This is a genomic window from Actinomadura sp. NPDC023710 (assembly GCF_040639875.1).
Taxonomy (GTDB): Bacteria; Actinomycetota; Actinomycetes; order Streptosporangiales; family Streptosporangiaceae; genus Spirillospora; species Spirillospora citrea.
Genome location: NZ_JBFAGB010000001.1, coordinates 361,776 through 382,873 on the forward strand (window position 1 = coordinate 361,776; position 21,098 = coordinate 382,873).

Consider the following 21,098-nt stretch of genomic DNA (forward strand, 5'->3'; position numbering starts at 1 on the left):
ACAACTCCTCTGACAGGATCGTCATCGAAATTGGTATGAACGTAGCAATCAGGTACGCAGCAGGCAGCGACATCGGGTGCAACCGGGAGAACAACGAGGACTCCGGGTACGCCGGTGCGCGGTTGATCGCGGTCGCGGACGGCATGGGCGGGTATGCGGGCGGCGAGGTCGCGAGCTCGACCGTGATCGGCTCACTGCGCTCGCTGGACGCCGATGCCCACAAAGACGATCTTGTCGACATTCTGGGCCGCGCCGTGGCCGAGGCCAACGAGAAGTTGCGCATCGTCCGGGAGGAACGCCCCGACCTGAGCCGGATGGGCACCACGCTCACCGCCATGCTCTGGTCCGGCGAGTCCGTCGCGCTGGCGCACGTCGGTGACTCGCGCGGCTACCTGCTGCGCGACGGCGAGCTCTTCCAGATGACGCAGGACCACACCATGGACGAGCTGCTCAAGGCGGAGGCCGAGCAGGCCGGCCAGCAGGCCGATCCCGCGGAGACGTCCCGGCTCTCGCACGTGCTCTACCGCGTGCTGGACGGGCGCGAGGACCGCGAGCCCGACCTGCGGCTGCGCGAGGCCCGTCTCGGCGACCGGTACCTGCTGTGCTCGGACGGCCTCAGCGGCCCGGTCGACGCACAGAAGATCTACGAGGTGCTGTCCGCCGAGGCCGACCCGCAGCGCGCCGTCGACCGGCTGATCGAGATGGCCCGCGACAACGGCGGTCCGGACAACATCACCGCGGTCATCGCCGACGTCGTCGAGGCCGAGCACCTCTCCGGCTCCGACGAGCCCGTCATCGTCGGCGCCGCCGCCCAGGCCTGACGCCCCGCCCGGCCCCGCAAGCCCCGGGCCGGACGCCGGACCCGGCCCGACGCTCCCCGGGCCGGTCGCTCCTTCGGGCCTCCATGCCCCGGGCCAGGCGCGACGGCGCCGGCCCGCCCGCCCGTGCGACACGCCGCGCGCCATGGCGTCCCGCCGCTCTCCTTCGCCTCCGGCGCATCCCCCTGCCCTGCCCGGTTCGCGCGCACGTCCCGTTCGCCGCACGTCCCGAACCGGACGATTCATTCATACTCGTAACGCGAAAGAGTGCCCATGTAGCAGGTGATTTGTCCTACTCTTGCCCGAGAGGTGGTGTCGCCGAGCGCTGAGTAACGGTCTAATAGCGGATCGTTGCCCGGACTTGACCCGCCTCAGGGTGCACCCGATATACGGGTCACTCACCTGTATGTCATCGAGGCGGAGGATTCGTTGGGGGGAGCGCCCGGGGCGGCGTCCGCCGGTGCACCGCGAGGTGCGCTCGGGGGGATCGTCAGCCGGACCCTCACCGCAGCGCGGCACGGACCCCAGGGTGTGGTGCTGCGTGTCGCGGCGATGGCCGTCGCGGCCATCGGCGCGTCATGGATCCATCGCGTGAACGACCCCGGCGTGCTCTGTCCCCTGCGGGCGCTCACCGGAATCCCGTGTCCCCTGTGCGGAGGCACGACCGTGTTCATCGAGTTCGGCTCGGGCAGTCCCGGCCAGGCCGTCCTCGCGAACCCGGTCGCGCTCACCGGCGCCGTCGCCGTCGCCGCCGCACCGCTGGGACTGGGTGAACGGTGGTGGGCACTCCAGCCGAAGACCCGTGCCTGGATGCTCGGCACCGCCCTCGTCGGGTCGGAGCTGTGGCAGCTCGTCCGGTTCGGTGTTCTGCGGGTTTGAGCCGCGGTCGGTCCTCGGTCAGACTTGCGGAGCCCACCGGGTCCGGCGGGCGTCACATAACCACAGGGTCAATCAATAAGGAGCAAGTGTGGGCAACCCCTACGACCCGTACGGTCAGCAGCCGGGCTACGGGCAGCAACAGCCCGGGTACGGCCAGCAGCCCCCGGCCCAGCCCGGCTACGGGCAGCCCGGCGGGCAGCCCGGCTATGGCCAGCCCCCGGCGCAGCCCGGTTACGGCCAGCAGCCCCCGGCCCAGCCGGGCTACGGCCAGCCTCCGGCGCAGCCCGGTTACGGCCAGCAGCCCCCGGCCCAGCCCGGCTACGGCGCGCCCCAGGCGCCCTCCCAGCCGGGCTACGAGGTGCACCACCACCACTACGGCTCGGGCGGCCAGCTCGCCGAGTGGGGCTCGCGCGCCGGCGGCTACATCATCGACTACCTGATCTTCGGTGGTCCGGTGTTCGTGCTGTACATCCTGATGATCATCCTCTCCAGCTCCGGCAGCTCGGGCGCGGCGCTGTTCGGCGTCCTGCTCATGCTGATCGGCGCGGCCATCTCCATCGCGGGCGGCCTGTGGATCTGCTACCAGGAGGGCACCACCGGCCAGTCCATCGGCAAGCGGCAGATGGGCATCCGCCTCGTCAGTGCGCAGACCGGCCAGCCCATCGGCTTCGGCATGGCCTTCGTGCGCAAGATCGCGCACGTCGCCGACAGCTTCCTGTGCTACATCGGCTTCCTCTGGCCGCTGTGGGACGAGCGCAAGCAGACCTTCGCCGACAAGATCTGCAACACCATCGTGGTCCGCGCCTGACCCACGACCCACGACAGCGGGGCGCCCCATCCGGGACGCCCCGCTTTCGCTGTCCAACCACAACCACACCAGTACAGCTAGCGCTCCGGTCCGGGGACCGGGCGGTTCTTCTGTGGGGGGCGACCCCCCACACCCCCCGGCAAGAGCGGATCCGACCCGGCCCCCTCCGCTCCGCTAGCGCTCCGCTCCGGGGACCGGGTCGAACGCACTGTTGCAAGCCGCCACAAGGGCGCGGCGCACGGCGGCGTCCAGGAGGCGGAGGGCTTCGCCGCGGCGCTTCATCTGGTCGGCGCTGAGGCCGCGCTCGTCCATCTGCCGGGCGAGGTCGACGACGAAGGAGAGGCGTCCGGCGAGGGCGGCGACGCGGTGGGCGCGGGGCGGGTAGCCGGGGGACAGCGGGTGGTCGCCGCGGTCGGGATCGCGCAGGTCGACCAGCGCGTCCCCGATCTCGGGCGGCACGCCGGCGAAGTCGTCGACGGTCAGCAGCGCCTCGGTGGCGTCCCGCATGGCGAGCGTGAGCCGCCGGTCGGCCTCCGCGAGGGACGGGACGTCGGGCGGCGCCGCGGACGCGTCGTGCGTCGTCCAGCGGACGCCGACGTAGGACGAGCCGCGCCGGTCCTCCGACGGGACGAGCCCCATCGCCCGCCCGTCGAGCACGGCGACGGCCGCGGCGCCCGCATCGATCGCCGCGGCGTTGAAGGACGGCGGTCCGGTCAGTCCCAGCGGGTCGCCCGGCTCCGGCAGCGCCAGCCGCAGCGCCGCCAGCCCGCCGACGCGCAGGTCGCCGAGGCCGCGCCGCAGCGTCACCTCGGCGGGCTCACCGCCGACGATCTGCGGGCCAGCGCTCTTCTCGATCTCGTCGACGGCCTCGTCCAGGCCGACGTGCCCCGTCAGCCAGGCGTTGCCCCAGGCGACGAGGGCGATCGCGACGGCCCTGCTCATACGTCCGTGCTCATTCTCGGTCTCGTGCGTTCCGCAATGGGCATGCGATCCACGATAAGCGCTCGGATCGCCGGTGCCACCGGACGTAAGGGACCTCTCGCGGCGCGGGAGCGTTCCGGGGCCGCTCCCCGGGTGCGATCCCGGGGGGCCACGGCCGCCCCGGATCGCATAGGTTCTTTCCTGCAAGCGGGAGCACGGACCACCGGATTGGGGACGAAGGCGCGCGATGGCAGGCGAGGTGCTTCAACTCCGCGGAGTCGGGGTCAGGCGCGGCGGGGCCACCCTGCTGCGCGACGTCACATGGACGGTGAACGAGGGCGACCGGTGGGTCATCGTCGGCCCGAACGGCGCGGGCAAGACCACGTTGCTGCAGGTCGCCGCCGCCATGCTGCATCCCACCGAGGGCAGCGTCGAGATCCTGGAGGAGGAGCTCGGCCGCACCGACGTGTTCGAGCTCCGGCCGCGGATCGGCCTCGCGAGCTCGTCCGTCGCGGAGAAGGTCCCGTCCGGCGAGACGGTCATCGACCTGGTGCTGACCGCCTCGTACGCGATCCTCGGGCGCTGGCAGGAGGAGTACGACTCGACCGACCTCGACCGCGCCGTCGCGCTGCTGGAGGCGCTCGGCGCCGCCGACCTGATCCGCCGGACGTTCAGCACCCTGTCGGAGGGCGAGCGCAAGCGCGTCCAGATCGCCCGCGCCCTGATGCCCGACCCCGAGCTGCTGCTGCTCGACGAGCCCGCCGCCGGCCTCGACCTCGGCGGGCGCGAGGACCTCGTCGCCCGCCTCGCCGCCCTCGCCGACGACCCGGCCGCGCCCGCCATCGCGATGGTCAGCCACCACGTGGAGGAGGTCCCGGAGGGCTTCACCCACGCGCTGCTGCTGCGCCGCGGGGAGATCGTCGCCCAGGGCAAGGTGGACGAGGTCTTCACCCGGGAGCACCTGTCGGAGACGTTCGGGCTCCCGCTGGCGATCGACCGCCAGAACGGCCGCTGGTACGCCCGCTCGGCCCGCTGAACCGGGCGGGACGTCACGAAACGACACCCCGATCGACGGGGGCGCGCGGCGGAGTCCCTACGATGTGCGCCGTCGGGAACTCGTAGCGCAGGGATGGGACGGACGTGAATCTGCTGGACGCGGCCGCCGTCTTCGCGGCCGGTGTGGCCGCCGGAGGCATCAACACCGTCGTCGGGTCCGGCTCCCTGATCACCTTCCCGACCCTGGTGGCGCTCGGCTACCCGCCCGTGGTCGCGAACATCTCCAACAACATCGGGCTCGTCCCGGGCGGCGTGACGGGCGCCTACGGCTACCGCCACGAGCTGAAGGGGCAGCGCGGACGGCTGACGCGCCTGGCCTCCGGCTCCCTCATCGGGGCCGTGATCGGCGGCCTGCTGCTGCTCGGCCTGCCCGCCGAGGCGTTCGACGTCATCGTCGTCGTGCTGATCATCATCGCGCTGGTCCTCGTGATCGTGCAGCCCCGCCTGCAGAAGTGGATGCTGCGCCGCCGGGAGGGCGAGCACCGTCCGCAGCACGGCGGCCCGGCGCTGTGGGTGGGGGTGCTGCTCGCGGGCATGTACGGCGGCTACTTCGGCGCCGCGCAGGGCATCATCCTCATCGCCCTGCTCGGCATCATGCTGGACGACGATCTGCAACGCCTGAACGCGGGGAAGAACGTCCTGTCGGCCGTCGTGAACGGCACCGCCGCGATCCTGTTCACGCTCATGTGGCTGTTCGCCGACACCGAGATCGACTGGTGGGTCGTGCTGCTCATCGCCGCGGGCTCCACCTGCGGGGGCATGATCGGTGCCAAGGTCGGCCGCCGCATCCCGCCGCTGGCACTGCGCGCCGTGATCGTCGTCGTGGGCGTCGTCGCCATCGTCAATCTTCTGGCCTGACCAGGGCTTTCGCACCTTTCGGGAGGATTGCGAGCCGCTCGTTCCGGGTATGAGTCGAATATACGTTCGACTACCGGAGGTTCGCGCGCATGAAGGGCGACAGGGTCGAAATAGTGATCGACGCCGGGGGCGAGGGGACGCGGACGTACGAGGTCGCGGCGAGCCGGGCGGGCCGCCGCGTGGAGATCGCGACGCGGCGCGGCGTCGTGGAGGTCAGCGAGGTCACCCGGACGGGCACCCCCGTCCGCACGGCCCGCTTCATGGCGAGCCGTGTCCTGGCCCTGGTGGAGCACCCCGTGGCCTCCGACGGCCGCGAACCGTCCGGCTGACCGACGCCAGACGGTCCCGGCGGCCGGGCCCGGCCCGTCCGGTGACCGGCGGTCAGGACTTGCCGTGGGTCTCCGGAGCGGCGTTCTGAGGCTCGGGAATCAGGGACGCGTAGACGATCACGTTGTCCACGTAGTGCCCCCGCCTGCGGTCGAATCTGCCGCCGCAGGTGACCAGGCGCAGTTCAGGCCGTCCGCGCTGCCCGTAGACGCTGTCGGTCGGGAACTCGTCCTTGTCGACGCGCTTGATCCGGTCGATGCGGAAGGCCGGCGCCGTGCCGTCCTCGCGGACGACCTCGATCCGGCGGCCCAGATGGAGCGCACCGAGCCGGTAGAAGGCGCCCGGGCCCGACTTGGAGTCGACGTGGCCGACGAGCACGCTGCTGCCGTTCTCGCCCGGCGTCGGGCCGTCCTCCCACCAGCCGACCTCCCGGACCCGGGTGAGCGGCGGAACGCCGAGCGTCCCGTCGCGTTCCGTGGTGACGCGGCGGATCCGCGCGTCGACCTTGATGGACGGTATTTTGATGCGTTCGGGCACGGACGGCCGGAGTGCGTTGTCCGGTTGGGGCTCCGCACTTCTGGGAGCGGGCTGCACGAGGTCCGAGGACGGCGGTTGCGGCGGCGGATCGGTGCGGTCGCGCACCAGTCCGACGACGAACATCGCGGTCCCCGTCGCGATGAGCGCGGCGGCCAGCCGATACCAGAAACGGCTCGACCGGCCACCGCGCCTTCTCCTGTCCATGGGTTCAGGAAACGCCCTTCACCTGACGGCGACGGGCCACGACGACGATGCCGCCGCCCAGGGCGAGAACTCCGAGACCGGCGCCGGCCAGCATCGGGAAGCTCGACATCGAGGTGCCGCCGCCACCGGCGCTGACGCCCCCGCTCGGCCTGATCGGCTTGAGGTAGGTCCGCGAGACCCACTTGCCGATCAAGGCGGGCGGGACGCTGCCGCGCAGCTGGGTCCAGCCGCTGTTCTTGCAGTCGGCGCTGATGTGCATGCGGTAGGCCAGCGTGCCGACCCGCTTGAACCTGGTGCCGGGACCGTTGCGGACCGCCAGGCCGGACCGTGCGGTGACCTCGTAGCGGCAGACGCGGATGGGCGTGATCGGCTTGAGATAGGCGCGCGAGACCCACCTGCCGATCAGGGCCGGCGGGACGCTGCCGCGCAGCTGGGTCCAGCCGCTGTTCTTGCAGTCGGCGCTGATGTGCTTGCGGTACGGCAGCGAGCCGACCTTCCGGAACCTGACGCCGGGACCCGTGCGGACCGCCAGGCCGGACCGTGCGGTGACCTCGTAGCGGCAGACCGCCGCCCGGTCGGCGGTGGTGGTCGCCGCCTCGGCGTGGGTCGCGGCCGTCGCCGCGACGGCGACGGCTCCGCCGGACAGCAGCGTCAGCCCGCCCGCCGTACCGGCCACGGCGAGTGCCATGCCGGTTCGCGCGCTTGTCCTCATGCTTCCCCCAACGAAATGATCTTCGATGCCGGAGGTGTCCGGCATCGTTTCCTTGATCACGCTTCCCGAGGGGAATTCCGCGCATGTCGTGCAGGTCGCAAACATTGGGAATGGTGATCAGTGTGCGGGGTGAAGACTTCCTCGCGGAACGGCCAACGGCAATCTCCTTACCGCAGACGAAAGGCTCATAATGGACATCCAGACCCCTCTAAAAGGGGTCAATCAGTGAAAAGCCCAAGATCTCCCCGGTGTCCGGGCCATACCGGCACCATCGCGAAGGGCGGCGGGCATGCGGAAGGCGCCCGCGCGGATGTGCGCGAGCGCCTCAGAACGGAGCCCTCAGAACGGAGAAGTCAGACCGAAGAGGTCAGACCGGGCGGACCTGGAGGGTGCCCTCCTCGGTCACACGGGTCTCGAAGGACGGCTGGCGGGCCGTGGCCGGGCCGTGGACGACGGAGCCGTCGGCGACGCGGAACGTGCTGCCGTGCCAGGGGCAGACGACGCAGGTGTCGGCGCCGTCGTCGGTCAGGACGCGGCCCTGGTGGAGCGGGCCGGCGAGATGGCTGCAGCGGTCGGCGAGGACGTGCACGTCCTCGCCCTGCCGCAGCACGAACAGGTCGATGTAGCCGAGGCGCCGCGAGACGGGCCAGCCGTCCGGGAGGTCCTCGACGGCGCACAGGTCGTGCCAGCCGAGCGGGACCAGGTGGGCGAGCTGGTCGGCGTGGCTGGCGCCGGCGGCCTGCCGGAACGCCAGATGCCCGCCGAGGTAGGCGCCCGCGACGAGGGCGCTGAGGCCCGCGAAGCCGAGCGCGCGCCCGGCGGCGTCGCGGCCCTGGTAGCGGGCCACGAAGGACGCCGAGTACAGCATGCTCGCGGTGGCCGTCCCGGCGGCGTGGACGAGCCCGACGCGCTGCTGCTCGCGGTGCAGGGCCGACCAGTCGGCGATGCCGGTGAGGACGGTCGGGACGGCGCCGGCGAGCCCGGCGGCGACGAGGACCTGCGAGGCGCGGCGCGTGCCGGGGACGAGGTCGAGGACGGCGGCCGACATCCACAGTCCGATGGGCAGGTCGGTGAGCGGCGCGTGGGCCGGATGGCCCACCGGGACGCCGTGGAGGGCGTCCTTGACCGGCCCGGGACGCAGCACCCGCCGGACGGCCCCGGACAGCACCCGGATGGGACCGTCCAGGGCGCTGGCGTGCTCCAGCCCCTCGGTGGCGTCGGCCAGCCGCGCGGTCGCCTGGGGGCTCTCCCCGCGCCGGAAGATGTTGACCCGTCGGTTCATGCCCCTCCTTCGCGGTCCTGCTGGGACGCCTGTTGCGACCCTAGTCTCCCGCGTTCCTCCGCGGCCAGTCATACCTACCTGGTGCCGGGAGGGGCTAAACAACGGGTCAGCGCGCCGCCTCCAGGGTGACGGGCACCCCGTTGAGGACGGCGTTGCCCGAGAGCGGGTCGATCTCCTGCTCGTCGGTGACGGCGTTGACGTTCACCCCGGCGTGCCGGCTCGCGACGCGCGTCCTGGTCCCGGGGCGGTCATGGCCCCAGCCGTGCGGCAGGCTGACCACCCCGGCCATGATCGTGTCGGTGGGCTCGGCGACGGCCTCCAGAGCGCCTGCCCGGGACGTGACGCGGACGGTGTCGCCCGCCGCGACGCCGAGGCGGTCGGCGTCGGCCGGGTTGAGCTGGAGGGTGCAGGTGTTCGAGCCGCGCACCAGCTCGGGGACGTTGTGCAGCCAGCTGTTGTTGGACCGCAGGTGGCGGCGCCCGATCAGCACCATGCCGCTGGACGTCCCCGGATCGCGCAGGGCGGAGCGCAGCCGGTCGACGTCGGCGGCGCACGTGGACGGGCACAGCTCGATCCGGCCGGACGTGGTGCACAGGACCTCGTCCAGCCGCGGCTTGAGGGCACCGAGATCGAGCCCGTGCGGGTACTCGGTGCGCAGCCGCGTCAGCGTGAGACCGGTGACGCCGGAGGCGCCGCCGGGCTCCTCGCGGAGGGCGGGCTCGCCGCCGAACGCGTCGCCGTAGGGGCCGAGGCGGAGCATCATGTCGAGCCGCTGCTCGGTGAGGGGGCCGGTGTCGAGCATCTTGCGCAGCTCGTCGGGCTCGCGGCCGAGCACCGGGGAACCGGGGAGCGCGACGGCCTTCTCCAGCGTCGCCTTGATGATCATCTCGTCGAGCAGGGCGGGGTCGCCGTCCGTCCCGGAGGCGGCCAGGGCGAGCCGCGCGAGGATGTCGGCCTCGCTGGGCCGCCCCTCCGGCAGCGGGACGGCCGGCGGCGAGTAGCGCGCGTAGTCGCGGACGGCGAGCCCGGTCAGCGCGATGTCGTAGTGCGGGGTCTGCGCCGGGCGCGGCGGCGGCAGGACCACGTGCGCGTGCCGGGTCGTCTCGTTCAGGTAGGGGTCGACGCTGACCATGAACTCAAGGCCGGCGAGCGCGCGGTCGAGCCGGGCGGCGTTCGGGGCCGACAGGGCCGGGTTCCCGCCGATCGTGATCAGCGCCCTGATCCGGCCCTCGCCGGGCGTCTCGATCTCGTCGGCGAGCGTCGCGACGGGCATCTCGCCGTTGACCTCGGGCAGCCCGCGGACGCGGCTGCGCCACCGCCCGGTCGTGAACGGCTTCTTGCGCCGGTACACCGGGGCGTGGGCGGGCCGCGGGAACATCGCCCCGCCCGGGCGGTCGAGGTTCCCGGTGACGGTGTTCAGGACGTCCACGAGCCAGCTGTTCAGCGTCCCGTAGGCCTGCGTGCACGTCCCGATGCGGCCGTAGACGGCGGCGCGCTCGGCGGCGGCCAGCTCGCGCGCGGTCCGGCGGATCGTCGCGGCGCCGACGCCCGTGACGGCCGCGACGTCCTCGGGGGCGAAGTCGATGGCGAGGGCGCGCAGGTCGTCCAGGCCGTTGACGCGGCCGGCCAGGTGCTCGGCGGTCCTGACCAGATCCTCGGCGAACAGGGTGTGGACGAGCGCCATCAGGAAGAACGCGTCCGTGCCCGGACGGATGAACAGGTGCTCGTCGGCGAGCGCGGCCGTCCGCGTCCGGCGCGGGTCGACGACCGTGATCTTCCCGCCGCGCGCCCGGATCGCCTTGAGCCGTCCCGGGAAGTCGGGCGCGGACGCGAGGCTGCCGTTGGACTCCAGCGGGTTCGCCCCGAGCATGAGCAGGTGCCCGGTGCGGTCGAGGTCGGGCACGGGGATCGCCAGGGGGTCGCCGAACATGTGCCCGCATGCCACGTGCTTCGGCATCTGGTCGGCGGTGCTCGCCGTGTAGAGGTTGCGGGTGCCGAGCGCCTTGACGATCGCGGACCCGTACAGCGGCCCGGCGATCGAGTGGGCCGTCGGGTTCCCGATGTAGACGGCGACGGAGTCGCGCCCGTGCCGCGCGACGACCTCCGCCAGCCTCCGGCTCACCGTCTCGAACGCCTCGTCCCACCCGGAGGCCTCGCCCGCCACGAGCGGCTCCGCGAGACGGTCGGGGTCGCCGTCGAGGCTCCCGAGCGTCGCGCCCTTGGGGCAGATGTAGCCCTTGCTGAACGGGTCCTTCTCGTCGCCGCGGACGCGCGTGACCGTCCCGGCCTCGTCGAGGGTCAGTTCGAGCCCGCACAGGGCTTCACAGAGGGGGCAGGTGCGGAAGGCCGTGCGGTCGCCCATCGAGACACTCCTTGTGAACGGGACCGTCTCTCTATCATGGCCCGCCCGTCCCGGAGGGCGCCATGGCGGGGCATGGCCCATAGAGGCACTTTCGTGGTTCGGGCAGAGCCTGGACGCGCGGTCCGCGGGACGGGGTCAGGCGGAGAAGGGCGGGGCGGTTTTGAAGTCGGGGTGGAGTTCGATGGTGGGGGCCAGGGCGGTGAGGATGCGGCGGGCGCGCGACAGGGGGTGCTGGGGGAAGTGCGGGTCCCAGCCGGGGTCCTCGGAGAGGTTGCGGGGCAGGCCGCCCTGGATCTCCGGGGCGTAGGCGTGCTGGGCCCACCAGCGCATCATGTCCTGGAGGTCGCGGCCCTGCCCGTACTCGGTCAGGTAGTGGTTGAGCGCGGTGCTGTCGCGCATCCCGGTGACGCCCTGCTCCAGGCACTGGATCTTCAGGACGAGGCTGCGGTCCGCGCGCGGCACGGTGAAGGAGGCGATGTAGGCCACACCGGTCGGACGGTCGGGCAGCGGCAGCTTGACGATCTGCTGGACGGCCGGGAGCCCGTCCAGCGTGGTCACGTCCAGTTCGATCAGTCCGCCGCCGGATTCGGCGGTCTTGGCGGCGGTGCCGCGGCGCAGGTGGTCGAGCTGCTCCAGGGGGGCGGGCAGGTCGGGCGGGAGGTCGAAGCCGTAGAGGGCGACGGTGTCGCCGTCGGCGTTGCGGAAGGCACCGGGTTGGAGCGGCTGCCAGCCGGTCTGGTCGAAACGCAGGGACATGAAGGTGCACGTTAACGCACGAAACGGGACGGAGGGAGCGGCCGGGCGGGAGGTCGCCCGGCCGCTCCCGGGTGAGGGGCGGCCGCGAGGCCGGGCCTCCCTCCGGGGATGGTCAGTCGACGTCCGCGGGGGGACGGCAGGCGGGACACAGGCCCCGGAACGTCACCTCGGCCGCCTCGATCCGGAAGCGGGTGCCGGTCGCCGGCTCCAGGCAGGGGTCGTGCTCCGCGGCGCGGCCGGCGTCCTCGGCCGCTCCGCAGTTCCGGCACACCAGGCGGTGGGCGCCGGCGGCGCGGCGCTCCGTCCGGGCGGGGCTCGCCACGGTCATCGGGTGCGCGGCCTCGGCGTCCGGGGTGCGGTCATGCGGGTCAACCTATCCCCGTAAACATGAACGGCTCAAGAGAAAGAGTTGTGCGTCTTTGCCGGGGCGCGGCGCGCTCGTGGCATGCTGGGCCGATCCGACCCAGAGGTCCATGGGGGGCCGGACGGAGGCGAGGCGATGGCCATGCGGGGGAAGACGGGCGTGCGGGGGGTGACGGCCCTGGTCATGGCCGGGGTGTCGCTGGCCGCGGCGGGGTGCGGCGGCTCGGGTGAATCGGAGGCGGAGGGTCCGTCGCCTTCGGCGTCGCCGTCAGGCGGTCAGCAGGGCGGGACGCGGCCGACCAAGACCGCCAAGCAGCCGATCCTGCTCGCCTTCGGCGGCGACACGCACTTCGAGGGGTCGCTGCGCGGGCGGCTGGCCCGACCGTCCACGGCGCTCGGCCCGGTCGCCGAGCAGCTGCGCGCGGCGGACCTCGCCATGGTGAACCTGGAGACGGCCATCACGACCGGGGGGACGCCCGCGCCCGGCAAGCAGTTCACGTTCCGTGCCCCGGCGACCGCGTTCACGGCGCTGAAGGCGGCGGGCGTGGACGTGACCTCCATGGCCAACAACCACGGCATGGACTACATGGAAGGCGGCCTGCGCGACTCCTTGGCCGCCATCAAGCGCAGCGGGTTCCCGGTGGTCGGCATCGGCAAGAACGCGGACGCCGCCTACCGCCCGTACCGCGTCACGGTGAAGGGCAACAAGATCGCCATCGTCGGCGCCACGCAGGTGCTGGACGACCAGCTGATCCAGGCGTGGACGGCCACCGGCACCAAGGGCGGTCTCGCGTCGGCCAAGGACATCCCGCGCATGGTGCAGGCGGTGAAGGAGGCGCGCCAGGGCTCGGACGTCGTCATCGTCCACCTGCACTGGGGCGCCGAGCTGAAGGGGTGCCCGCTGCCCCGGCAGCAGGAACTCGCCAAGGCGCTCGTCGCGGCCGGCGCCGACGTCGTGGTCGGTGGGCACGCGCACATCCCGCTGGGCGGCGGCTACATGAACGGCGCGTACGTCCACTACGGCATGGGCAACTTCGTGTTCTCCTCCGCGCAGGGCCAGACGGCGAAGTCCGGCGTGCTCTTCCTCAAGGTGGAGAACGGCAAGGTCACCAAGGACAAATGGAATCCCGCGCTCATCTCCGGCGGCATCCCCGTGCCGATGAAGGGCGCCGCCGCCAAGGCGGAGGTCAAGCGGTGGAACGGCCTGCGTTCGTGCACCGGTCTGAGCGCCCGTCCCTCCTGAGCCCGCCTCTCCCGCCGTACTGGACTCTCCCACCATGGGAGGGCGCAGGGTGGGGTCCGTGAGCAAGGATCTCCTGCCGATCGGACGGTTCGCGCGGCTGTGCCGGCTGAGCGTCAAGCAACTGCGGCACTACGACGACCTGGGGCTGCTGGCCCCGGCGTGGATCGACCCCGCGTCCGGCTACCGGTACTACCGGCCCGGCCAGGCGCGGGACGCGCTGCTGATCGGGCTGCTGCGGTCGATGGACGTGCCGCTGCCGAACGTCGCGCGGGTCCTGTCCGGCGAGGGTGGCGCCCTCGCGGAGGCGCGGAACAGGGTCGAGGCGGAGGTCGCCCGGCGGCGGCGCGCCCTGCGGCTCCTGGACCGCGTGGTCGCCGAGGGCCTGCCGGAGACGGAGGTGTCGGTCGTCCGGGAGCCGGCGCGGCGCGTGTTCGTCGCGCGGGAGTCCGCGACGCCGACGACGATCGCGGAGGCGACGTCGGCGTGCGTGGCCCGGCTGCTGCCGAGGATGGGGCCGGGCGGCCTCCTGGTCGGCCTGTTCCCGCTGGACATGGGGGGCGAGTTCGACGTGCGGGTGACCGTCCAGCACGAGGACGGCGACGACCTCCTGCCCGGCGGCCGGTTCGCCGCGGCCCTCCACGTCGGTCCCTACGACGAGATCGCGCTCACGGTCCATGGCGTGCTCGCGTGGTTCGGCGACTACGGGCACACGCCCGCCGGGCCGGTCCGCGAGGTGTACCTCAACGACCCCGCGACCACGCCGCCCGAACACCTGGAGACCCGGGTGATGATTCACGTGGAGGATCCTCGATGAGGAGCGCAGCCGACCGGTAGACCGCGTCCGCGCACCCGTTCCTCCGGCTCGTGGACGGGACGGCCACGATCGACGCCGCCCGTGCCGAGGTCTGCTCGGGGCTGCCCGCGGCCGCACGCGTCCAGCATGTTTCCTATACCGACGGGCGGTGCGTGCAGGTGTTGCACTTCGGACCGTACTCCGACGAGCCCGCGTCCCTCGCCCGCATGGAGTCGCTGATGGAGGCCGAAGATCTCGTGCCGCACGGCCTGCACCACGAGGTCTACCTGTCCGACCCCCGGGAAGAGGATCCGGCCAAAATGCGCACGATCCTGCGCCAGCCGGTCCGTTAGGGAACTGTGGACACGCCGCTCCAGGGGCGTAGTTTCACGGGAAACGAGCTCCTAGGGACAGGCGGGCGTGCCGATGCGTGACCAGTGGGTGAGGTCGGGCGAGATCGAGCTGGCCGTGCGGGTGCGGGGCGTGGAGAGGCGGCCGACGGTCGTCCTCGTCCACGGCTACCCCGACACGGGCGCGATGTGGGACGAGGTCGCCGGGCGGCTCGCCGAGCGGTTCCGCGTCGTCGTCTACGACGTGCGCGGGGCCGGGGCGTCCGGTGTCCCGGCCGACCCGCTGGACTACCGGCTGGACGCGCTCATGGACGACCTGGAGGCCGTCCTCGACGGCGTGGGCGCCGACGAGCCCGTCCACCTGGTGGGGCACGACTGGGGCTCGGTGCAGGGCTGGGAGGCCGTCATCGGGGACCGGCTGCGCGGCCGCATCGCCTCGTTCACCTCGATCTCCGGGCCGGACCGGCGGCACATGGCCCGCTGGGCGCGGGAGGCCGTCCGGTCCGGGCCGCGGGGCGCCGCGCAGGTGCTCGGGCAGGCGCGGCGCAGCGTCTACATGCCGGTCCTGATGACGCCCTGTGTGGGCGAGGCCGCGGCCCGCGTGCTCGCCGCCGGGTTCGGCCGGGTGATGCGGCTGCGCGAGGGCGCCGAACCGCGCTCCGGGCATCCGGCCGACACGCTGCCCGCGGACGCCCGCAACGGGCTCGGCCTCTACCGCGCCAACATGGGCCGCGGCCGTGCCGACATGCGCCGCGCCCGTGCCGGCACGGACCGCGGCGCGGGCACCCTCGGCGATGGACGGACGGACGTCCCCGTCCAGCTGATCGTCCCCGTCAGAGACCGCTACGGCTCGCAGTCGCTTCTGCTGTCCGCGCGCGGGCCCGTGGAACGCCTGTACGTGCGGCGCGCACCGGCGGGGCACTGGGTGGCGCGTAGCCACCCCGATCTCGTCGCCCGCTGGATCAGCGAGTTCGTGGAGCACATCGAGGGCGGGCCGGAGACGCCCGCGATCGCCCACGCGCGCGCGGCGGGACTTCCCGGCAAGGACTTCGGGGGCGATCTCGTCGTCATCACGGGGGCGGGCAGCGGCATCGGACGCGCCACCGCCCAGGCCTTCGCCGCCGCAGGGGCCCGCGTCGTCGTGGCCGACATCGACGAGGCCGCCGCCAAGCGCACGGTGGAGGAGATACGGGCGGCCGACGGCGAAGCCCATGTCTACGGGGTGGACGTGGCCGACGCCGAGGCGATGGAGCGGTTCGCCGACCACGTCCGCGACACGTTCGGCGTCCCCGACGTCGTCGTGAACAACGCGGGCATCGCCCTCGCGGGGTCGCTGCTGGAGACGTCCGAGGAGGAGTGGAACCGCATCCGCTCCATCAACCTGGACGGCATGTACCGCGGTTCGCGCCTGTTCGGCCGCCAGATGGTGGAACGGGGCGAGTGGGGCCACATCGTCAACATCTCGTCGATGGCCGCCTACCTGCCCAGCGCGGACATGCCCGCGTACGGCGCCACCAAGGCCGCCGTCCTGCAGATGACCGAGAGCCTCCGCCTCGACCTCGACCGCCACGGGATCGGTGCCTCCGCCGTCTGCCCCGGGGTGATCGACACGCCCATCGTCGGCAGGACGCGTTTCGTCGGGCTGCCGCCCGGCGCGGAGACCGAGCTGCGTCAGCGGATAGGGCGGGCGTCCGAGCGCCGGGGGTTCTCGCCGGAGAAGGTCGCGCGGGCCATCCTGCGGGCCGTCCGGCAGGACAGGCCGGTGGTGCTCGTGACCGCCGAGGCGCGCTTCGGCCGCGCGCTGTCCCGCGTGTCGCCCACCGCGAACCGGGCCCTGGCCCGCGTCGGGCGCCGCGCCGGTGACCGCCTCCGGACGGGCATGGAGCGGCCGCGGGGCTGACTCAGGCCCGCATAAGGGTCTGCGAGGGCGTCTCGCCGAAGCGCTGCCGGTAGTGGGCGGCGAACCGGCTCATGTGGAAGTACCCGGCCGCCCCGGCCACCTCGGTGATCGCGCCGGGGCCGGGCCGGGCGACGGTGAGCGCGGCGCGGGCGCGGTCGAGCCGCACGCCGCGCAGGAGCTGCGTGGGCGTCATGCCCCACTCGGTCTGGCAGACGACCTGGAGCTGCCGCACGCCGAGCCCCACCGCCGCCGCGATGTCGGTGACCCCGATCGGGCGCTGGTGGTGCGCCTCGACCCACTCCCGGATGATCCCGGACAGATGGTGGGGGACCCGGTCGGAGGGCTCGGCGAGGCTCGGCGTGCCCGTGTGGGGCAGGCCGAGGAGGATCGCCGTCAGCAGCGACTCTTCCAGGCTGCGCTCCGCCAGCGGGTGGAGGCCGCCCTGTGCCGCCGCGTCGTCGAGGACGTCGCACACGTAGCGCCAGGTGCGCTCGACGATGGAGGACGGCACGAGGCTCTCCTCCGCGACGTTGTGGAAACGCAGCGGCGTGGCGTGGTCGCGCCCGAGATGGGCGCCCAGATGGTCGGCGAGCCGCCCGGTGCTCGTCGCGATGACCAGGCAGCCCTCCGTCGGATGCGGCGTCATCCGCATCGACTCGTCGTGCGACAGGACGAGGCTCCCCCTGGAGGTCTCCCGGCGCTTGGAGGCCCGGTACTCCACGCCCATGGGCGCCATCGGCGCGCACATGGCGAAATTTCCCTCCGTGGGCGGCGTGTCCACGATGACGCCGCCGCCCCCGTACCGCACCCAGACGAGGTTGACCGAGCCCACGCCGAGGGCGTTGACCAGGCCGTCCATCGGAACGCCGGGTTCGAGCGCCTGGAGGTCGTGGCCGACGGCGAACGGCTCGACCGTGTCGTGCAGGACTCCCATGTCCTTGCTCAGGACACGGCGGTGGGCGGACAGGGGCGGCTTTGTCGCGGAAGAAGTCATCGTCCTGGCCGGGGAGCCGTTTCCTCATCGTCGACGGACACAACACCTCGGGCCCGCAGCCGCGGCATGACCTCGGCGGCGAAGTAGCCCAACTCGTCAGCGTAATTGAGGAACGACAGAGCGATACCATCGAATCCCGCATGAGCGAAATCCGCCAGGCCGTCCGCGACGTCGTCGGGGTCGCCGACCAGCGGGCAGCTGCCGTGGCCGGCCGCGAACCTGTCGCGGTACACCTGGAGCATCTCCGGCGTGAACGACTGCGCGTGCAGCCCCTGCAGCCGCATCACCTCGTCGACGGCGGGCCAGTCGGCGCGCTCGTCGGCGTAGTAGTGCAGGAAGTCCTCCGCCTCCTTCCTCGTCGGCCGGCACACGACATGGCCGAGCGTGAAGACGCCCACCGTCCGGCCGTGGGAGGCGGCCTCGGCGCGGATGGCCTTCACGATCTCGGCCCCGTCCTGCGGGCCGCCGACGACGGTGAACGCCCGGTCGGCGTTGCGGGCGGCGAACGTGCGTCCCTGCCTGGACGACCCGGCGTTGATGACGGGGAGGCTGTGCCCGTTGAACGGCTTGGGCCTGCCCACGACGTGCTTGAGCTGGAAGAACCGTCCCTCGTGGTCGAACGGCTCGTCGGACGACCAGATGCGCCTGACGACGTCCCACCATTCCTGCGCGAGGTCGTACCGCGTGTCGTGGTCGCCGGGCAGCGAGAGGCCGAACATCTCGTACTCGGGAGCGTGCCACCCGGCCACGATGTTCAGCCCGACCCGCCCCTTGCTGAGATGGTCGGCGGTCGCGAGCTGCTTGGCCGCGACGACGGGATGGTGGAACGCGGTGTGGACGGTGGTGAACACGCGGAGCCGGCTCGTCTGGGCGAGCAGCCCGGACGCCCACACCAGCGGATCGAGGGCGCTGCGGTGGAAGTCGGTGTCCGGCCCCCAGTCCGTCCAGCGCGCGACCGGCAGGAGGAAGTCGATGCCGACCTCGTCCGCGATCCGGGCGAGCCGGAGATTGTCGTCCCAGGTGGCGTGCCATCGCTCCGGCGCGGTGGTGATGGCCAGCCCCGATTCGGTGTTGGGGGAGAACAAGCCGAGTTGGAATTTCATGCAGAACCTTTCCTATCCAGCGCGTCCGATATTGCCGGTCCGTTGTGCCCAGTATCGGAAGGCGTCACCACGATGGGCAACGCGGGGACATAGAGTGGCCGCCATGCAGGCGCGCGTGCTCACCTTCAACACCCTTTTCAGGGGAGAGGCCAGGGCCCGGACGGGGGTCCTGGCCGAGACGATCGAGCGGTCGGACTACGACGTCGTCTGCCTGCAGGAAGTCGTCTCGTGGCGGGTCCTTGGCCTGCTGCGGCGCGTCGCGACCTCGTACCCCCACCTCGCCTACACGCCGATGTTCCCGCTCGTGCGCGGCGGACTCGTGACCCTTTCCCGCCACCCAGTGACCCGTCGCCATTTTCGGGCGTACGTTCCGGCCCGGCCGGCACGTCCGGAATGGCTGCTGGGCAAGGGCGCCCTGTTCACCCGGATCCGCCTCCCCGGCGGTCACCTGACCGTCGTGAACACTCACCTTTCGGCGAACCTGGACATGGACTGGTCCCCGACCAACGTCTACGCGCAGGTCGAGAAGGCCGAGTTGCACCGGCTGGCGGCGGCCGTCAACCAGATCCCGAAGGCGGAACCGCTGGTGGCGATGGGCGATTTCAACGTCCCCCGCGATTCCCCCTACCTTGCGGAGTTCGTTTCGAGCACCGGCTTGCGGGACGTTTTCGGCGGCGATACGGAACCGACCTTCCGTCCCGAATACGCCGAGATCGGCGCCATCGACCAGCTCCTGGTCAGGCCGGGCATCGAGGCGAAGACGCGCCTGGTCTTCAAGGAGAAGGTCCGGCTTCCCGGCGGGCGTTCGACCGTCCTGTCCGACCATTACGGGATCGAGGCCGACCTCACCGCCGGAGGCGCGGGCGACAGCTAGCCGTCCTTGCGGGCCACGGCCGTCCAGCCGGCGTCGGTGATGTACTCGCCGCCGTAGGGGCGCCATTCGTGCAGGCGGACGACGCCCGGGTCGACGATGGTGAGGCCGTCGAGGAGGGCGGTCACCTGGTCACGGGTCCTGGCCACCAGGCTCGCGCTCGCCGCCTGCGACCGGTAGGTCTCCCCGACCCGCACGTTGCGCTGCTCCTCCAGTGCCGCGTGCGACAGGATGACGTGGCTGCCCGCGGGCAGGACGTCGGTGAAGCGCCGAACGAGCGCCGCCGGGTCCTCCTCGTCCTGGAGGAAGTGCAGGACGGCGACGAACAGCACGCACACCGGGCGCCGGAAATCGAGCAGCGCGTGCACCTGCGAGTCGTCCAGCACCGTGTCCGGTTCGCGCATGTCGGCCTGGACGATCGTGGTCAGCTCGTCCGTGGCGACCAGTGCCCGCGCGTGGACCGTCACCATCGGATCGTTGTCGACGTACGCGACCCGCGCGCCGGGCTGCTCCTCCCGCGCGATCTCGTGCACGTTGCCCTGCGTGGGCAGGCCGGTGCCGATGTCCAGGAACTGGTCGATGCCGCGACCGGCCACGTACCGGACGGCGCGCTGGAGGAACGCGCGGTTCGCGCGGGCGACCCCCTCGACCGTGGGCAGCGCCTGCGTGACCGCCTCCGCCGCGTCGCGGTCCGAGGCGTAGTTGTCCTTGCCGCCCAGGAAGTAGTCGTACATGCGGGCCACGCTCGGCGTGCCGGTGTCGACACCGGGCACGGACGAGGCATCTCCGGAGTCCGCCATCCCGTCGCCACGACCTTCCTCACCGGCCCGAATCGTGATCATTCAGTCTACGCCGCCCGGGAGTCGCGCGAGGGCGGGCGGCGGTTAGGCTGACGTCATGTGCGAGACCGCCGGTGGCATGGGGGAGGCGGCGGCGTCGACGCCGCGCCCGGTGCGCGGGGCGGCGGTCGATCCCGTCGCGCTGGAGCCGGTGGACGAGGTCGAGATCGTCACCCTGGTCGACAACGTCTACGACGCCCTCCTCGGCGATGACGAGCGGACCCGCCGGGCGGGCTCCGGCGCGGGCGTGGTGGCGGCGCCGCAGTTCGAGGGCGGCCGCACCACCGCGGGGATGATCGCCGAACACGGGTTCTCCGCGCTGGTCACGGTGCGCCGGGCCGGCCGCTCCACCACCCTGCTGTTCGACACCGGCCGGTCGCCCGACGCGATGGTCACGAACGCCGACAGGCTCGGCATCGACCTCGGTGACGTCCAGGGCGTCGTCCTCAGCCACGGCCATTTCGACCACGCGGGCGGGCTGGCGGGGATGGTGGGCCTGCGCGGCGTGCGGTCGATGCCGATGGTGCTGCATCCGCTGGTCTGGACGAGGCGCCGCCTCGCCGTGCCCGGCCGGGACGTGGAGGAACTGCCCACGCTGAGCAGGCGGGCGCTGGACGGGGAGGGCTTCCAGGTCATCGAGCGCCGCGAGCCCTCGCTGCTGCTGGACGGCAGCGTCCTGATCACCGGCGAGGTGGACCGGACGACCGGGTTCGAGCACGGCATGCCGCCCCCGCACCAGGCATGGACGGGCAAGGAGTGGGTGCACGATCCCCTCGTCCTCGACGACCAGGCGCTCGTCGTCGACGTCCGGGGCCGCGGACTGGTCGTGCTGACCGGCTGCGGCCACGCGGGGGCGATCAACATCGTCCGGCACGCGCAGCGGCTGACGGGGGTCGAGAGGCTGCACGCGCTCGTCGGCGGGCTGCACCTCGGCGGTCCGGCCTTCGAACCGGTCATCCCGCCCACCGTCGCCGCCCTCACCGACCTCGCGCCGGGGCTCGTCGTCCCGGGGCACTGTACCGGCTGGCGCGCCCAGCACGCACTGGCCGCAGCCCTTCCCGACGCCTGGGTGCAGGGCAGCAGCGGCACCGCCTACCGCCTGAGCGCCGCGTAGCGCGCCCC

At 72.5% G+C, this 21,098-nt stretch carries 22 protein-coding genes; 12 read left to right on the top strand and 10 right to left on the bottom strand.

The window, feature by feature from the left end:
• Window positions 1-35: 35 nt before the first annotated feature.
• The 3 genes from AB0H37_RS01650 to AB0H37_RS01660 all read left to right on the top strand — a co-directional run bounded on the left by AB0H37_RS01650 (window position 36) and on the right by AB0H37_RS01660 (window position 2,505).
• Window positions 36-821 (top strand): protein phosphatase 2C domain-containing protein, encoded by a 786-nt coding sequence (locus AB0H37_RS01650; protein ID WP_179838164.1) that lies wholly within the window; start codon window positions 36-38, stop codon window positions 819-821.
• Window positions 822-1,352: 531 nt separating this feature from the next.
• A complete protein-coding gene (locus AB0H37_RS01655) occupies window positions 1,353-1,697 on the top strand; it encodes a DUF2752 domain-containing protein (protein WP_329097663.1) in 345 nt (114 codons plus the stop codon).
• Between the two features lie 88 nt (window positions 1,698-1,785).
• Window positions 1,786-2,505 (top strand): RDD family protein, encoded by a 720-nt coding sequence (locus tag AB0H37_RS01660; RefSeq protein ID WP_329097664.1) that lies wholly within the window; start codon window positions 1,786-1,788, stop codon window positions 2,503-2,505.
• A gap of 174 nt (window positions 2,506-2,679) precedes the next feature.
• Here AB0H37_RS01660 and AB0H37_RS01665 read toward each other — a convergent pair whose 3' ends face one another.
• Window positions 2,680-3,447, bottom strand: a complete 768-nt coding sequence (locus tag AB0H37_RS01665) for a hypothetical protein (protein ID WP_360610623.1) — start codon at window positions 3,445-3,447, stop codon at window positions 2,680-2,682.
• 226 nt (window positions 3,448-3,673) lie between these two features.
• On the opposite strand from AB0H37_RS01665, the gene AB0H37_RS01670 reads away from it, so the two are divergent.
• The 3 genes from AB0H37_RS01670 (at window position 3,674) to AB0H37_RS01680 (ending at window position 5,669) form a co-directional block, all read left to right on the top strand.
• Window positions 3,674-4,462 (top strand): ABC transporter ATP-binding protein, encoded by a 789-nt coding sequence (locus AB0H37_RS01670; RefSeq protein ID WP_329097667.1) that lies wholly within the window; start codon window positions 3,674-3,676, stop codon window positions 4,460-4,462.
• Window positions 4,463-4,566: 104 nt separating this feature from the next.
• Window positions 4,567-5,340 carry a sulfite exporter TauE/SafE family protein gene (locus tag AB0H37_RS01675; protein WP_179838160.1) on the top strand — a complete coding sequence of 258 codons (774 nt, stop codon included), beginning with the start codon at window positions 4,567-4,569 and terminating at the stop codon, window positions 5,338-5,340.
• Between the two features lie 89 nt (window positions 5,341-5,429).
• Window positions 5,430-5,669 (top strand): hypothetical protein, encoded by a 240-nt coding sequence (locus AB0H37_RS01680; protein ID WP_179838159.1) that lies wholly within the window; start codon window positions 5,430-5,432, stop codon window positions 5,667-5,669.
• A 52-nt stretch (window positions 5,670-5,721) separates the two neighbouring features.
• On the opposite strand, the gene AB0H37_RS01685 is transcribed toward AB0H37_RS01680, so the two are convergent.
• The 6 genes from AB0H37_RS01685 to AB0H37_RS01710 all read right to left on the bottom strand — a co-directional run bounded on the left by AB0H37_RS01685 (window position 5,722) and on the right by AB0H37_RS01710 (window position 11,848).
• Complete coding sequence (locus AB0H37_RS01685) at window positions 5,722-6,408, bottom strand: class F sortase (RefSeq protein ID WP_360610626.1); 687 nt, start codon at window positions 6,406-6,408, stop codon at window positions 5,722-5,724.
• 4 nt (window positions 6,409-6,412) lie between these two features.
• The gene (locus AB0H37_RS01690) at window positions 6,413-7,096 is read right to left on the bottom strand and encodes a hypothetical protein (RefSeq protein ID WP_360610628.1); all 684 of its coding nucleotides are present in this window, start codon (window positions 7,094-7,096) and stop codon (window positions 6,413-6,415) included.
• A 391-nt stretch (window positions 7,097-7,487) separates the two neighbouring features.
• Window positions 7,488-8,402 carry a Rieske (2Fe-2S) protein gene (locus AB0H37_RS01695; RefSeq protein WP_329097674.1) on the bottom strand — a complete coding sequence of 305 codons (915 nt, stop codon included), beginning with the start codon at window positions 8,400-8,402 and terminating at the stop codon, window positions 7,488-7,490.
• Between the two features lie 106 nt (window positions 8,403-8,508).
• Window positions 8,509-10,764 (bottom strand): molybdopterin oxidoreductase family protein, encoded by a 2,256-nt coding sequence (locus AB0H37_RS01700; protein ID WP_360610630.1) that lies wholly within the window; start codon window positions 10,762-10,764, stop codon window positions 8,509-8,511.
• Window positions 10,765-10,899: 135 nt separating this feature from the next.
• The gene (locus tag AB0H37_RS01705; protein ID WP_218935448.1) at window positions 10,900-11,520 is read right to left on the bottom strand and encodes a hypothetical protein; all 621 of its coding nucleotides are present in this window, start codon (window positions 11,518-11,520) and stop codon (window positions 10,900-10,902) included.
• Between the two features lie 112 nt (window positions 11,521-11,632).
• On the bottom strand, window positions 11,633-11,848 hold the full coding sequence (locus tag AB0H37_RS01710; RefSeq protein WP_360610633.1) for a hypothetical protein: 216 nt from the start codon (window positions 11,846-11,848) through the stop codon (window positions 11,633-11,635).
• A 171-nt stretch (window positions 11,849-12,019) separates the two neighbouring features.
• Between AB0H37_RS01710 and AB0H37_RS01715 the strand changes: the two genes are divergently transcribed.
• The 4 genes from AB0H37_RS01715 (at window position 12,020) to AB0H37_RS01730 (ending at window position 16,169) form a co-directional block, all read left to right on the top strand.
• A complete protein-coding gene (locus AB0H37_RS01715) occupies window positions 12,020-13,126 on the top strand; it encodes a CapA family protein (RefSeq protein WP_360610635.1) in 1,107 nt (368 codons plus the stop codon).
• A 58-nt stretch (window positions 13,127-13,184) separates the two neighbouring features.
• Complete coding sequence (locus AB0H37_RS01720; RefSeq protein WP_329097684.1) at window positions 13,185-13,940, top strand: MerR family transcriptional regulator; 756 nt, start codon at window positions 13,185-13,187, stop codon at window positions 13,938-13,940.
• 50 nt (window positions 13,941-13,990) lie between these two features.
• Complete coding sequence (locus AB0H37_RS01725; protein ID WP_360610637.1) at window positions 13,991-14,272, top strand: GyrI-like domain-containing protein; 282 nt, start codon at window positions 13,991-13,993, stop codon at window positions 14,270-14,272.
• Between the two features lie 73 nt (window positions 14,273-14,345).
• Window positions 14,346-16,169, top strand: coding sequence for an SDR family oxidoreductase (locus tag AB0H37_RS01730; RefSeq protein ID WP_360610740.1), 1,824 nt, complete (start codon window positions 14,346-14,348; stop codon window positions 16,167-16,169).
• Between the two features lies 1 nt (window position 16,170).
• Here AB0H37_RS01730 and AB0H37_RS01735 read toward each other — a convergent pair whose 3' ends face one another.
• Together AB0H37_RS01735 and AB0H37_RS01740 are read right to left on the bottom strand one after the other, a co-directional pair.
• Window positions 16,171-17,103: a helix-turn-helix domain-containing protein gene (locus AB0H37_RS01735; RefSeq protein ID WP_360610639.1), complete on the bottom strand. Its 933-nt coding sequence runs from the start codon at window positions 17,101-17,103 to the stop codon at window positions 16,171-16,173.
• A gap of 56 nt (window positions 17,104-17,159) precedes the next feature.
• Window positions 17,160-18,266, bottom strand: a complete 1,107-nt coding sequence (locus AB0H37_RS01740; RefSeq protein WP_179838150.1) for an LLM class flavin-dependent oxidoreductase — start codon at window positions 18,264-18,266, stop codon at window positions 17,160-17,162.
• A 103-nt stretch (window positions 18,267-18,369) separates the two neighbouring features.
• Here AB0H37_RS01740 and AB0H37_RS01745 point away from each other — a divergent pair, with 103 nt between their 5' ends.
• A complete protein-coding gene (locus AB0H37_RS01745; RefSeq protein ID WP_360610642.1) occupies window positions 18,370-19,140 on the top strand; it encodes an endonuclease/exonuclease/phosphatase family protein in 771 nt (256 codons plus the stop codon).
• On the opposite strand, the gene AB0H37_RS01750 is transcribed toward AB0H37_RS01745, so the two are convergent.
• The gene (locus AB0H37_RS01750; protein WP_229810043.1) at window positions 19,137-19,910 is read right to left on the bottom strand and encodes an SAM-dependent methyltransferase; all 774 of its coding nucleotides are present in this window, start codon (window positions 19,908-19,910) and stop codon (window positions 19,137-19,139) included. The genes AB0H37_RS01745 and AB0H37_RS01750 overlap by 4 nt on opposite strands.
• 124 nt (window positions 19,911-20,034) lie before the next feature.
• Here AB0H37_RS01750 and AB0H37_RS01755 point away from each other — a divergent pair, with 124 nt between their 5' ends.
• Window positions 20,035-21,090, top strand: coding sequence for an MBL fold metallo-hydrolase (locus tag AB0H37_RS01755; protein WP_329097694.1), 1,056 nt, complete (start codon window positions 20,035-20,037; stop codon window positions 21,088-21,090).
• The last annotated feature ends 8 nt before the right edge of the window (window positions 21,091-21,098 follow it).